This window comes from Pseudomonas sp. IB20 (assembly GCF_009707325.1).
GTDB lineage: Bacteria > Pseudomonadota > Gammaproteobacteria > Pseudomonadales > Pseudomonadaceae > Aquipseudomonas.
Window position 1 is genome coordinate 3,892,585 of record NZ_CP046103.1, and the last position, 13,334, is coordinate 3,905,918.

Below are 13,334 nucleotides of genomic sequence, written 5' to 3' on the forward strand. Positions count from 1 at the left end.
ATGAACTACTCACTGAATGTAAATCAAAACATGCAAAAAGTGACCCAGCAGAAACGCAAACGCCCCGAACAAGTCGGGGCGTTTGTGGGTAACTTCGGCGTCAGTTCACGCCATCAGCCCCTTACTTCACAGCAGCAGGAGCAGGGCCTTCGGCCACACCCAGGTCATCTTCCGGACGGGTGTCGGAGATGCCAGTACCGCCGGATGCCAACTCGCTGTGCAGCTTGTCGGTGTCCAGTTCCTTGACCCACTTGGCCACAACGATGGTGGCAACGGCGTTACCCACCAGGTTGGTCAGTGCGCGGGCTTCAGACATGAAGCGGTCGATACCCAGGATCAGCGCCAGGCCAGCAACCGGCAGGTGGCCGACAGCCGACAGGGTAGCAGCCAGTACGATGAAGCCCGAACCAGTCACGCCAGCAGCGCCTTTGGAGGACAGCAGCAGCACCAGCAGCAGGGTGATCTGGTGAGTGATGTCCATGTGGGTGTCAGTCGCCTGGGCGATGAACACGGCAGCCATGGTCAGGTAGATCGAAGTACCGTCGAGGTTGAACGAGTAGCCGGTCGGGATCACCAGGCCTACTACGGATTTCTTCGCGCCCAGACGCTCCATCTTGATCAGCATGCGTGGCAGTGCGGATTCGGAGGAGGAAGTACCCAGAACGATCAGCAGCTCTTCACGGATGTAGCGAACCAGCTTCAACACGCTGAAACCGTGTGCGCGGCAGATAGCGCCCAGCACCACGACCACGAACAGGATGCAGGTGATGTAGAAGCAGATCATCAACTGGCCGAGCTGCACCAGGGAACCTACACCGTAGGCGCCGATGGTGAACGCCATGGCGCCCAGGGCACCGATTGGCGCGAGCTTCATGATCATGTTGATGATGTTGAACATCACGTGAGCGAAGCGATCGATGAAGTCCAGGACCGGCTTGCCATAGGCGCCCAGGCGGTGCAGGGCGAAACCGAAGATCACCGAGAACATCAGCACTTGCAGGATGTCACCGTTGGCGAAGGCGCCGACGATGGTGTTCGGGATCACGTTGAGGATGAAGCCAACCACGCTCTGGTCTGCACCGGCAGTCACGTAGGCAGCGACTTTGGAGGCATCCAGGGTAGCCACGTCGATGTGCATGCCGGCGCCCGGTTGCACAACGTTGACCACGACCAGGCCGATCAGCAGGGCGATGGTGGAAACAACTTCGAAGTACAGCAGCGCGTAGCCGCCGGTTTTGCCGACCGATTTCATGCTTTGCATGCCAGCGATGCCGCTGACAACGGTGCAGAAGATGATCGGGGCGATGACCATTTTGATCAGTTTGATGAACCCGTCACCCAGTGGCTTGAGGGCCACGCCGGTCTGCGGGTAGAAGTGACCGAGCAAAATACCGATAACGATTGCAACGATCACCTGGAAATACAGGGATTTGTAGATTGGCTGACGAGTCGTCATTGCAAAGTTCCTCAATCGCACCGTGTGGCAAAGATCCGCCATTGCCCACGACACTTGAATTGCGAACCCTCCTGCACTGGAGGGATTTGTTGTTTGCGAGGTCTGTAAGAACATTCCTGCGCTGTGATCTTTATCGCAAACGCCGTGCCACTTTGCTTAAAAACCCTGAAGGCCTTTAGACATCAGGGCTGAGGGGTTGAATGCCCCCGTCAGGGCTACCAAGAAGCTGGCGGAAACCCGCCACGCTCTCTGATCTCGTCCTACAATTTGGCGGATATCCGCCTTGTCGCCCCGCCCTCGGGTGGCTACCATCCGCCACTCCATGGACGAGGCCCTCACATGCGTGAACGTACCATCGCCAGTCACTACGCGCGGGCCGCCCTCGGCGGGGCGCGTCGGGCGGGCTACGATTACTCGCCCCTGCTGTTGCAGGCCGGTATCACCCCGGAACTGTTGACCGAGCCACGCGCCCGCATCGCCCCCGAGCAATTTACCCGGCTGTTGCAAATGCTCTGGCTGGCGCTGGACGACGAATACCTGGGGTTTGCCGAAGGCCCAAGCAAACGCGGCACCTTCGCCATGATGTGCCACGCGCTGATTCACTGCCGCACCCTGGAGAAGGCTCTGGAACGCGGCTTATTATTTTATAGCCTATTCCCACAGGGTCCGCGCTGGCAGCTGACAAGAGAAGGCGACATGGCCCGCCTGAGCCTGGACGATTCGCAGCTGTGGGACCCGGATCATTTCCTCAGCGAATGCCTGCTGGTGATCTGGCATCGCCTGGGCAGCTGGCTGATCGGCCAGCGTATTCGGCTGCACCAGGCCACTTTCAGCTACCCGATGCCGGCGCATGCTGGCGAATATGACCTGCTCTTCCCCTGCCCTCAGGTGTTCGGCGCGCCGCACAGCAGCCTGGTGTTTCCGGCGCGCTACCTGAGCCTGCCGCTATTGCAGGACGAACGCACCCTCAAGCACTTTCTTGAGCGCTCGCCCGCCGACCTGCTGTCGCGGCCGGATGAAGGCGACAGCCTGAGCAGCCAACTGCGCCGCTTGCTGAGCCGCGACCGCACGCCCTGGCCGGACCTGGAAGCCGTCGCGCAGCACCTGCACATCAGCCCACAAACCCTGCGCCGGCATTTGCGTGAAGAAGGCACCAGCTTTCAGGCGCTCAAGGATGAGTTGCGGCGGGACATCGCCATCTACCATTTGGGGCGGGCGGATTTGTCATTGCAGGAGATTGCCGAACAGTTGGGGTTTTCCGAACCGTCGGCGTTTCATCGGGCGTTCAAGAAGTGGACTGGATTGACGCCGGGGGCGTATCGGGGGGATGGGGCCCCATCGCAGCATAGGTATCTACACATCTTTTTATGGGTTGATTCTTTGGTTGTCGCGGGGGCGCTGGGTACATATCCGTTATTTGGGTAACGGCTGCTATGGGTTCCGCCTTACGCGGGTCACTTTTGGAAAAGAGCCCCAAAAGTAACCAAAAGGGCTCTTGCCCCACCACTCGGCACCTCGCCTAGGCTCGGTGTGCCCTCACTCCGGCTTTGGACCGTGGGCCGCCGCCATGGGCCATCCTTGGCCCATCGCGGCTAAACCGGCGTCCTGCCGGTTTACCCCGCTCCAAAGCCTGCGTTCGGCCAGCGTGGTTTAACGGGGCGCCTAAGATCAAGATCAAGATCAAAAGCAAGAGCACGGCGGCCTAGTAGCCGACCTGAGTGGTTAAATCAAAAGCAAAACCGAGGCGGCCTGACAGCCGACCTGATATTTGAAACTGAACTCAATCTAATGTGGGAGCTGGCTTGCCTGCGATGCAGACACTTCACTGGGCACACCGCCTTCGCGAGCAAGCCCGCTCCCACATTGGGATTCATTACATCAGTATGGTGGTGCTCTGCTTCTGCTCTGCTTCTGCTCTGTTTGCCTGCTTTTGCTTCTACCACTCAGGTCGGCTACTAGGCCGCCGTGCTCTTGCTTTTGATCTTGATCTTGATCTTGATCTGAGGCGCCCCGTTAAACCACGATGGCCGAACGCAGGCTTGAATCCGTGGGTAACCCGGCAGGACGCCGGGTTAGCCGCGATGGGCCAAGGATGGCCCATGGCGGCGGCCCACGGATTCAAGCCGGAGTGAGGGCATGCCGAGCCTAGGCGAGGCACCGAGTGGTGGGGCAAGAGCCCTTTTGGTTACTTTTGGGGCTCTTTTCCAAAAGTGACCCGCCGTAAGGGCGGAACCAATAGCCGCCGTTACCGCAGCAACGGATATGTACTCATATCTACCTAAAAACCCCGTCAAAAGCTTAGCGCAACACAAAAAGTTGCGTAGATACCATGCCATCGCAGGCAAGCCAGCCCCCAAAACTGCCCAACACAAAAAGTTGCGTAGATACCCATGCTGCGATGAGGCCCGCCCAGGCAATAAAGATCAAACAGCCGGAAAGTGAATCTTGAACGCCGCGCCACCCAGTGGCGAATCCCCAAGGGTCAGCCGCGCGCTGTAGCTTTCGATGATGTCCTTGACCACCGCCAAACCAATGCCCTGCCCCGGGTGCTGACGGTCAAGCCGTTCGCCCCTTTGCAGAATCCGTGCACGCTGATCGGGCGGCACGCCAGGGCCATCATCCTCAATGCACAGCTCAGTGCCTTCGAGGTTTTCCGTCAGGCTGATGTGCACTTCGCTCAGGCACAGGCGGTAGGCGTTTTCCAGCAGGTTGCCGAGCATCTCGAGCAAGGCGCCCTTCTCGATCGGCAAATCACACTCTGGCGGCAAATCGAAGGTCACCGTCACGCGCTTGTCGCGGTAGACCTTGTCCAACGTGTCGCACAGGCTTTGCAGCACCGGCTCCAGGCGCACCTGGTGGCGCACCAAGCCACTTTTGCGCAGGCTGGCGCGCTGCAATTGATAGCCGATCTGCTGGCTCATGCGCTCGATCTGCGATTGCAACACCCAGGCCTGGCCGCGCTCTTCGGGGCGCTGGGCCATGTCTTCGCTCACGCCCTGCAACACCGCCAGCGGGGTTTTCAGGCTGTGGGCCAAGTCGTCGAGGGAGTCGCGGTAGCGCGCCCGCTGCTCACGCTCGCTGTGCAGCAAACGGTTCAGAGAACCGGTGAGGCGCAGCAGTTCGCGCGGGTGCTCTTCGGTCAGGCTTTCGCGGGTGCCGCCTTCAATCTGGTCAAGTTCCTGGCTCAGGCGCCGCAGGGCCTGCAGGCCCCAGGTGAGGCCCAGCCACAGCAGCGTCAGCAACACCAGCAAGGCGGCGCCGAAACCCAGGTAGAGGTTTTCTTGCAGGCCTTCAAGGGTCAGCTGGTATTCGCGTACCGGTTGCAGGGCGACGATACTGAACGCCGCGCTCTTGCCGCCCAGCAGCCTGACCTCGACGTCATACACGAAAAACTCCTGGCCATTGGCCTCGCGGATCCGCGCAAACTCATTCCCGCGCCCGTCATAGCGCGGCTTGTAGTTGATGTTTTCTTCCTGGGTCGCCCGCGAACGCCAGACCAGATGGCCTTCACGGTCGTAGATATAGCCGAGCAGGCGACTGTCGGTGAGGTTGAAGCGTTCATCCGGCAACTGCGCCGGCATCAGCAGGCGGTTGTTGTCGACCCGCGCGGCGGAAATCAGCGTGGTAACGTCCGAGGCCAAGCGCTGCTCGATGGAATCCTGCAGCGCCAGGCTGAACGCACCTTGCATCGCGGGCAATAAGCCCAGCATAAACAGCACGGCCAGGGTGGTGGCCGCCAGCATCAAGCGCACACGTAACGAGCGTATCAACGGCAGCGCTCATTAAACAGGTAACCCAGGCCGCGCACGGTGTCGATCGGCTTGAACCCGGCCGGGCCTTCCAGCTTGCGGCGCAGGCGCCCGACCAGCACTTCGATCACATTCGGATCACGCTCGTCGTCATCGGGGTAGAGCTGTTCCATCAAGCGGTCCTTGGCGACAACTTGCTGATGGTGACGCATCAGGTATTCGAGAATCCGATACTCATAGGCGGTCAGCGCCAAAGGCTGCTCATCCAGGGACGCCTGCTTACGATTGAGGTCCAGCAGCAAGGGCCCGGCGACGATGGTCGACTGGGTGAACCCGCTGGAGCGGCGCAGCAAAGCGTTCATGCGCGCTTCCAGCTCTTCGAACTGGAACGGCTTGACCACGTAGTCATCGGCGCCGGCCGCCAAGCCTTCGACCTTGTCCTGCCAGTTGCCGCGCGCGGTGAGGATCAGGATCGGAAAGGTCTTGGCCTGGCTGCGCAGTTGGCGGATCAGGTCCAGGCCGCCCATGCCGGGCAGGCCCAGGTCGATGATGGCCAAGTCATGGTTGAACTGCCCGGTCTGGTACAGGGCTTCCTCGGCATTGGCCACGGCCTCGACCACGTGCCCGCTGTCGGTCAGGCGGGTGAACAGGTGATGACGCAACAGCGCCTCATCTTCCACGACCAGCAATTTCATAAGGCTCTCCAAGGCAATTCAACTGTCCGACAGGGGGATATCATAGCGGCCCTGCAAGTCTTGCGGGCGCAGTTTAATGCCATTGTATTGGCTCGTCAGGTGTTCGTAGCCGGTGCGGTAGCCTGGCTGCGGACTGGTCAGCCCCAGGGACTGGCCCCACGGTGCGGCCTGGCTGCCCGCGTCTTCGAAGCTGACACGCTGGATCAGGTTGCTGGACTTCTTGGTTTTCTCGCCACCAAAGCCTGCAAAAGCGCTGTCCGAAGCCTGGACCCCGGCAGTGGCACTGAGCATGGTTAACGCCAACATCAGCTGTTTGATCGCAGTCATGGTGCTTACCTCTACGCGTTTTGGCTGTTGAAGCCAGACTACGCAAGCGCCCCTGAACTCCCCCTGAACAGGCTCTGAACCTGGCCTGAACCGTTACGGGCTATCCACTGGCGCGCCAACTGACGCAAAATACCGCGCATGACGCCCCTACCTGCTTGCTGCACCCCACTCGATGCCCATTGGCCGCTGCCCGTCCCGTTACCGGGCACGGTGTTTCTGAGCACCCGATTCGATCCAGCTTTATTAGAGGCCGGTGATTTCCAGCGCTGCGCGGTGCCGCCGCCGGCCAGCATCCAGCGTTCGGTGGCCAAGCGCCAGGCCGAGTTCCTCGCTGGCCGCCTGTGCGCCCGTGCGGCATTGCAACAACTCGACCACTTGGACTGCGTGCCGGCCATCGGCGAAGACCGTGCGCCGGTATGGCCTGGGCACATCAGCGGCTCCATCACCCATAGCACCGGGCATGCGGCGGCGATTGTCGGGCACAAGACGCAATGGCGTGGGCTGGGAATAGACTTGGAGAATGTGCTGACACTGGAACGGGCGGAACGCCTGGCCGGGGAAATTCTTACGGCTGAGGAAATGCAGCGCATGGCAAGCGTGCCGCGCGAGCAGCTCGCCTTGTTGGTGACGCTGACGTTTTCGGTCAAGGAAAGCCTGTTCAAGGCGCTCTACCCGATTGTGCAGAAGCGTTTTTACTTTGAGCATGCCGAGGTGTTGGAGTGGTCGGTGGCTGGGCATGTGCGGTTGCGGTTGCTGACCGACCTGTCGGCGCAGTGGTGCCATGGCACCGAATTAGAGGGGCAGTTTGTGGTGGATGGGGAGCAGTTGTTGAGCCTGGTGGCTATCGGCGCCTGATTTACCGCCATCGCGGGAAAGCCCGGCTGCCGCATTTGATTGGGTTCACACTTTCAAACTGTGGGAGCTGGCTTGCCTGCGATAGCGGTGTCAGGGTTTCTCCTGATCCCTGGGCCAACTCAGGCTAAAGCACGCCCCACCCAGGTTGTTGCTCTTGCTGATCAACGCCCGCCCGCCGTGCCAATAGATAATCCGCCGCACAATCGACAAGCCCAGGCCATGCCCGCCCGAGGCGCGGGTGCGGCTGTCGTCCAGGCGCAGGAACGGCGTGAAGATCCGCTCCCAGGCGCTTTCCGGCACGCCGGGGCCGTCGTCTTCCACGTCGATGCGGCAACGCACCTGGCCCACCTGATAACTGATCAACACGTGGCCCTGAGCATGGCGCATCGCATTGCTCACCAGGTTTTGCAGGGCGCGATGCAGGTAGCGCGGCTCGGCGTCGATCCAGGCGTCATCCCAATGCGCGGAAGACAAACAAACGCCGCGAGTCACCGTGACCTGCGGGCGCAGTGGTGACAATTCGCCGATCACCTGATCGAGCAGCGCGTTGAGGTCGACCCGTTGGAAACTCAGCTCCGGCGCGCCTTGCTCCAGGCGTGCGTAAGTAAGCATTTCGTCAACCAGGCCATCCAGGTCTTGAATGTCGCTGTCCATGCCGTCCATGTATTTGCGCCGCGCCTCGGGGGTGGCGGCGTCGCCGATCATCTCCAGGCCAAAGCGCAGGCGCGCCACTGGGGTGCGCAGTTCGTGGGACACCGCGCGCACCAGTTCACGCTGGATCGCCAGCAATTGCTGCAGGTGCTCGGCCATGCCATTAAAAGCAGCGGCCAGGCGCCCCACCGAGTCGGCGCCGCGCGCCGGTACGCGCACCTCCAGGTTGCCTTTGGCAATGCGCGTGGCCGCCGCTTCCAGGCCCTTGAGGCGCCGCTCGAGCTGGCGCACCAATAAATACACGATCAAGCCGATCAGGGTCAGGCTGATCAAGGCAATCAGGATCAACCACTGCGGCGGGTAAGGGTTCATTTGGTAAAGCGGGCCGATTTCCAGCACCCACGGCGTGCCGACCATGCCGGCAAACACGCGGATCGAATCGCCGCCCTTGCCCAAGGCCATCACCGTGTCGCCTTCCGCAACCCGGCGGCGCTGGTCATCGTCCATGTCGGCCTGATCCAGGGTGATCAGGTGCATGTCAAAACCAAAGCCCTTGGCCTGCTTAATGTCGGCCAGCGTTTGCGGCTGCTCGGCGACCGGGAAGCGCACCAGTTCGTCAGCCAGCAGGTAAATCGTCGCGCGGGCCAGCTGTTCGCTGATCTGCTGCACTTCGCCCGCGAGTACCAACTGCTCCGGTTCGCTGACCAGGCGCAACACGCGCGCCGCATGCGGCCCGGTCTGCTCCACCAGCACCTGGCCGCGTTGCAGGCGGTTGCGTTGGCTCAGGTCCAACTTGGCATCAGCCAGTGTGCGCAACTCCAGCGGGATACCCAGTAAGCGCTCCCACACTGCCAGCGCGCGCTGGCGTTCGATGGGGCTCATGGGTTGCAGGTTGTCGCCCATCAGCGCAAAGGTGCCGTGGGCCAAGCGCTCACGGTACTGGCCACTGCGCACCTCATTGAGCAGGTGCAAGGCCAGCACGCCGAGCAGCGCGACCAGGATCAGCGCCGCGCACATGCCGCCGTAGATGCGCAGGAAGATCGAGTTCACAACGGCATGTCGGCAGCGGCTTCGGGGACGAACAAGTAGCCTTTGCTGCGAATGGTCTTGATCAGGCGCGGGTGGATCGGGTCGTCGCCAATTTTTGGGCGAATGCGTGAGATGCGCACATCAATGGAGCGGTCCTGGCCGTCGTAGCCGATGCCACGCAGCGCAATGAAGATTTCCTCGCGGGACAGGATGCGCCCGGCGTTCGCCACCAGCAGCCACAACAGGTCGAACTCGGCACTGGTCAGCTCGATGCCACCCTCGTGCAGCCAGGCTTCGCGCAGGGCGTTGTCCACCACCAGCGGGCCGAATTGCAGGCGGCGCTGGTTTTCCACGGCGACGGGCAACGCCGGCTCGCTGCGCCGCAGCAGGGCCTGGATACGCGCCAGCAACAAGCGCGGGCGCACGGGTTTGCACACGTAGTCGTCGGCGCCCATGTCCAGGCCCAGCACCTGGTCCATGTCGTCGGTGCGCGCGGTCAGCATCAGAATCACGCCGTCATAGCGTTCGCGTACTGAGCGGCAAATGCTCAGGCCGTCTTCGCCGGGCAGCATCAGGTCGAGGATCACCAGATCAGGCTGCTCCGCAATGATGCGCGCCGCCGCCAGGGCGCCGTCGCCCTCCACCGACACCCGCAGGCCGTTGCTCTCCAGATAATCACGGGTCAACTCGGCCAATCGCTCGTCGTCCTCGACAATCAATATTTGCCAGGCTTCTTGCTCCACGGGTGATCCTCATTTTTATAAAGGGATTGGTTGGCCAACTCGCTCACCCGCCGCACCTTATTTGTAATGTTTTGAGGGCATAACAACGCCTGCACGGGTGATCCTCATTTTTATAAAGGGATTGGTTGGCCAACTCGCTCACCCGCCGCACCTTATTTGTAATGTTTTGAGGGCATAACAACGCCTGTCAGTAGTCCGATTGTAGCCATGGGCCAACCCTCCAGCACAAGCCGGGAAATCCATTCGGTGATCAGGTTTTTTTGTGGTAGGGTTCGCGCCCTCAAAATTCCAATCGACTGTTTTTACCTTGGAATATTCGGTGACAAACGGCGCAATCCAGCAGTACTGCGGCCTACACGGGCGTTCCACGTTTCATACACATTTTACCCACAGCGTTATCCACAGGTAGTGCGTTGCTAAGCCCCTGAAAACGCATTATCTTGTAGCTCGGCGCTAAAAAAACCCTACATGTAGGGTTTTAAGCGAAAAACCAAACACAGATCAGACAAGAAACTCAAGTGCTTTCTTGCTCCCGTTTGGTTGAACCAAAACATTTTTTCAAAGCCCAAACCGCGCACGCGGATGGCAGCCGTTTTCCAGCCTCAACGGCAGAAAGCGGTACGGGTGTTGCAGTGTTCGAAGCGAGCAACTGTCACCCACCAGGAATACGGCGAAGGGTGCTTCAAGGCCCGAACCGAAGACTTCGGCATGGAAGCGGCGCGATGAGCTCCCTTCCTCCTGTCCCGAAGTTGTTATGCCAGGCCCAGGCCTGCTGTAAGTGCTTCAGGACGGAACGGTGGGCACCGTGATGGTGCCCAAATAAATATAGAATGTGGAGACAACCCCCCATGCAAACCGACACAACTCGCGAGAACCCGCAAGGCTCCGTGCCGCAGGCCGCTGATTCGAACCTGGATCTGTCCGCCACCGCACCGGGCCAACTGCGCGTGATCAAGCGTAACGGCACTGTCGTTCCTTACACCGATGACAAAATCACCGTCGCCATCACCAAAGCGTTTCTTGCAGTTGAAGGCGGCACCGCTGCTGCCTCGTCGCGCATCCACGACACCGTTGCCCGCCTGACTGAACAAGTCAGCGCAACCTTCAAGCGTCGCATGCCATCGGGCGGCACCATCCACATCGAAGAAATCCAGGACCAGGTTGAACTGGCCCTGATGCGTGCCGGCGAGCAGAAAGTAGCCCGCGACTACGTGATCTACCGTGACGCCCGTTCCAAAGAACGCGCCGTGCGCTCCCCGGCCGAAGAAGCTGCCGTACAAGCTCACCCGTCGATCCGCATCACCCTGGCTGACGGTACATTTGCACCGCTGGACCTGGGCCGCCTGAACACCATCATCACCGAGGCCTGCGAAGGCCTGGAAGAAGTTGACGGTGACCTGATTCAGCGCGAAACCCTGAAGAACCTGTACGACGGCGTGGCCCTGACCGACGTCAACACCGCCCTGGTGATGACCGCCCGTACCCTGGTTGAACGTGAGCCGAACTACTCGTTCGTGACCGCGCGCCTGCTGATGGACACCCTGCGTGCCGAAGGCCTGGGCTTCCTGGGCGTGGCCGACAGCGCCACTCACCACGAAATGGCCGACCTGTACGCCAAGGCCCTGCCTGCCTACATCGCCAAGGGTATCGAATTCGAATTGCTGAACCCGATCCTGGCCACTTTCGACCTGGAAAAACTCGGTAAAGCGATCAACCACGAGCGCGACCAGCAGTTCACCTACCTGGGCCTGCAAACCCTGTACGACCGTTACTTCATCCACAAGGACGGTATCCGCTTCGAACTGCCGCAAGTGTTCTTCATGCGTGTGGCCATGGGCCTGGCGATCGAAGAGAAGAACAAAGAAGACCGCGCCATCGAGTTCTACAACCTGTTGTCGTCCTTCGACTACATGTCGTCGACCCCGACCCTGTTCAACGCCGGCACCCTGCGTCCACAGCTGTCGAGCTGCTACCTGACCACCGTGCCGGATGACCTGTCGGGCATCTACCACGCGATCCACGACAACGCCATGTTGTCCAAATTCGCCGGCGGCCTGGGTAACGACTGGACCCCGGTGCGTGCACTGGGTTCGTACATCAAGGGCACCAACGGCAAGTCCCAGGGCGTTGTACCGTTCCTGAAAGTCGTCAACGACACCGCCGTTGCGGTTAACCAGGGTGGCAAGCGTAAAGGCGCTGTGTGTGCCTACCTGGAAACCTGGCACATGGACATTGAAGAGTTCATCGAGCTGCGCAAGAACACCGGTGATGATCGTCGTCGTACCCACGACATGAACACCGCCAACTGGATCCCTGACCTGTTCATGAAGCGCGTCTTCGATGACGGCCCGTGGACCCTGTTCTCGCCATCCGAAGTGCCAGACCTGCACGACCTGACCGGCAAGGCCTTCGAAGAGCGTTACGAGTACTACGAAGCGCTGTCCCAGTACCCGGGCAAGATCAAGCTGTTCAAGACCATCCAGGCCAAAGACCTGTGGCGCAAAATGCTGTCCATGCTGTTCGAAACCGGCCACCCATGGTTGACCTTCAAAGACCCGTGCAACCTGCGTAGCCCGCAGCAGCACGTCGGCGTGGTCCACAGCTCGAACCTGTGCACCGAGATCACCTTGAACACCAACAAGGACGAGATCGCCGTTTGCAACCTGGGCTCGATCAACCTGCCGAACCACATCGTCAACGGCAAGTTGGACACCGTGAAGCTTGCACGCACCGTGAACACCGCCGTTCGCATGCTCGATAACGTTATCGACATCAACTACTACTCGGTACCACAGGCGCAGAACTCCAACTTCAAGCACCGTCCGGTTGGCTTGGGCATCATGGGCTTCCAGGACGCTTTGTACCTGCAGCACATTCCTTACGGTTCGGATGCTGCGGTCGAGTTCGCCGACAAGTCCATGGAAGCGGTCAGCTACTACGCGATCCAGGCTTCCTGCGACCTGGCCGACGAGCGCGGTGCCTACGAGACGTTCCAGGGTTCACTGTGGTCCAAAGGCATCCTGCCGCTGGATTCGCAACAGATCCTGATCGAGCAACGTGGCCAGAAGTACATCGACGTTGACCTGAACGAATCCCTGGACTGGGCGCCGGTACGTGCCCGTGTGCAGAAAGGCATTCGTAACTCCAACATCATGGCCATCGCACCGACCGCGACCATCGCCAACATTACCGGCGTATCGCAGTCGATCGAACCGACCTACCAGAACCTGTATGTGAAATCGAACCTGTCGGGCGAATTCACCGTGATCAACCCGTACCTGGTTCGCGACCTGAAAGCCCGCGGCCTGTGGGACTCGGTCATGATCAACGACCTGAAGTACTACGACGGTTCGGTGCAACAGATCGAGCGCATCCCGCAAGAACTCAAAGAGCTCTACGCAACTGCCTTCGAAGTGGACACCAAGTGGATCGTTGACGCCGCCAGCCGTCGTCAGAAGTGGATCGACCAGGCTCAGTCGCTGAACCTGTACATCGCCGGCGCTTCGGGCAAGAAGCTCGACGTGACCTACCGCATGGCGTGGTACCGTGGCCTGAAAACCACTTACTACCTCCGTGCCCTGGCCGCGACCAGCACCGAGAAGTCGACCATCAACACCGGTAAGCTGAACGCAGTGTCCAGCGGCAACCACGGTGATGATTCGGTACTCGCAGCGCCAGCCGGCCCGGCACCTGTGCCAAAGGCCTGCGCGATTGATGAGCCGGATTGCGAAGCTTGCCAATAAGCTGAGCCAATCCAGGGCTTGAACGCCCTGGATTGAAAAAGCCCGATAGACCCTGATTGCATGGGGCTTATCGGGCTTTTTCGTTT

The 13,334-nt window shown here is 60.3% G+C and carries 8 protein-coding genes and 1 pseudogene; 3 read left to right on the forward strand and 6 right to left on the reverse strand.

Annotated features, from left to right (window positions below; translation table 11 throughout):
- Window positions 1-121 precede the first annotated feature (121 nt).
- A complete protein-coding gene (locus GJU48_RS18130; RefSeq protein WP_094951985.1) occupies window positions 122-1,456 on the reverse strand; it encodes a dicarboxylate/amino acid:cation symporter in 1,335 nt (444 codons plus the stop codon).
- A gap of 339 nt (window positions 1,457-1,795) precedes the next feature.
- Here GJU48_RS18130 and GJU48_RS18135 point away from each other — a divergent pair.
- Window positions 1,796-2,779 (forward strand): annotated as a pseudogene (locus GJU48_RS18135) (AraC family transcriptional regulator); the annotation flags it as partial.
- A 1,100-nt stretch (window positions 2,780-3,879) separates the two neighbouring features.
- Here the strand turns inward: GJU48_RS18135 and GJU48_RS18140 are convergent.
- Genes GJU48_RS18140 through GJU48_RS18150 form a run of 3 tightly spaced genes read right to left on the reverse strand, consistent with a single transcriptional unit; the run spans window position 3,880 to window position 6,227 of the window.
- Window positions 3,880-5,226 carry an ATP-binding protein gene (locus GJU48_RS18140; protein ID WP_094950529.1) on the reverse strand — a complete coding sequence of 449 codons (1,347 nt, stop codon included), beginning with the start codon at window positions 5,224-5,226 and terminating at the stop codon, window positions 3,880-3,882.
- Complete coding sequence (locus tag GJU48_RS18145; RefSeq protein WP_017138377.1) at window positions 5,223-5,900, reverse strand: response regulator; 678 nt, start codon at window positions 5,898-5,900, stop codon at window positions 5,223-5,225. Before GJU48_RS18145 ends, GJU48_RS18140 begins: the two co-directional genes overlap by 4 nt.
- A gap of 18 nt (window positions 5,901-5,918) precedes the next feature.
- Window positions 5,919-6,227, reverse strand: a complete 309-nt coding sequence (locus GJU48_RS18150) for a hypothetical protein (protein ID WP_094950528.1) — start codon at window positions 6,225-6,227, stop codon at window positions 5,919-5,921.
- Between the two features lie 138 nt (window positions 6,228-6,365).
- Between GJU48_RS18150 and GJU48_RS18155 the strand changes: the two genes are divergently transcribed.
- Window positions 6,366-7,082, forward strand: coding sequence for a 4'-phosphopantetheinyl transferase family protein (locus GJU48_RS18155; protein WP_094950527.1), 717 nt, complete (start codon window positions 6,366-6,368; stop codon window positions 7,080-7,082).
- Window positions 7,083-7,172: 90 nt separating this feature from the next.
- On the opposite strand, the gene GJU48_RS18160 is transcribed toward GJU48_RS18155, so the two are convergent.
- Together GJU48_RS18160 and GJU48_RS18165 are read right to left on the reverse strand one after the other, a co-directional pair.
- Window positions 7,173-8,783, reverse strand: a complete 1,611-nt coding sequence (locus GJU48_RS18160) for an ATP-binding protein (protein ID WP_094950526.1) — start codon at window positions 8,781-8,783, stop codon at window positions 7,173-7,175.
- Entirely contained in the window at window positions 8,780-9,505 is a 726-nt protein-coding gene (locus tag GJU48_RS18165) for a response regulator (protein ID WP_094950525.1), read from the reverse strand. Before GJU48_RS18165 ends, GJU48_RS18160 begins: the two co-directional genes overlap by 4 nt.
- 848 nt (window positions 9,506-10,353) lie before the next feature.
- On the opposite strand from GJU48_RS18165, the gene GJU48_RS18170 reads away from it, so the two are divergent.
- Window positions 10,354-13,248: a ribonucleoside-diphosphate reductase subunit alpha gene (locus tag GJU48_RS18170; RefSeq protein WP_094950524.1), complete on the forward strand. Its 2,895-nt coding sequence runs from the start codon at window positions 10,354-10,356 to the stop codon at window positions 13,246-13,248.
- Window positions 13,249-13,334: the final 86 nt, after the last annotated feature.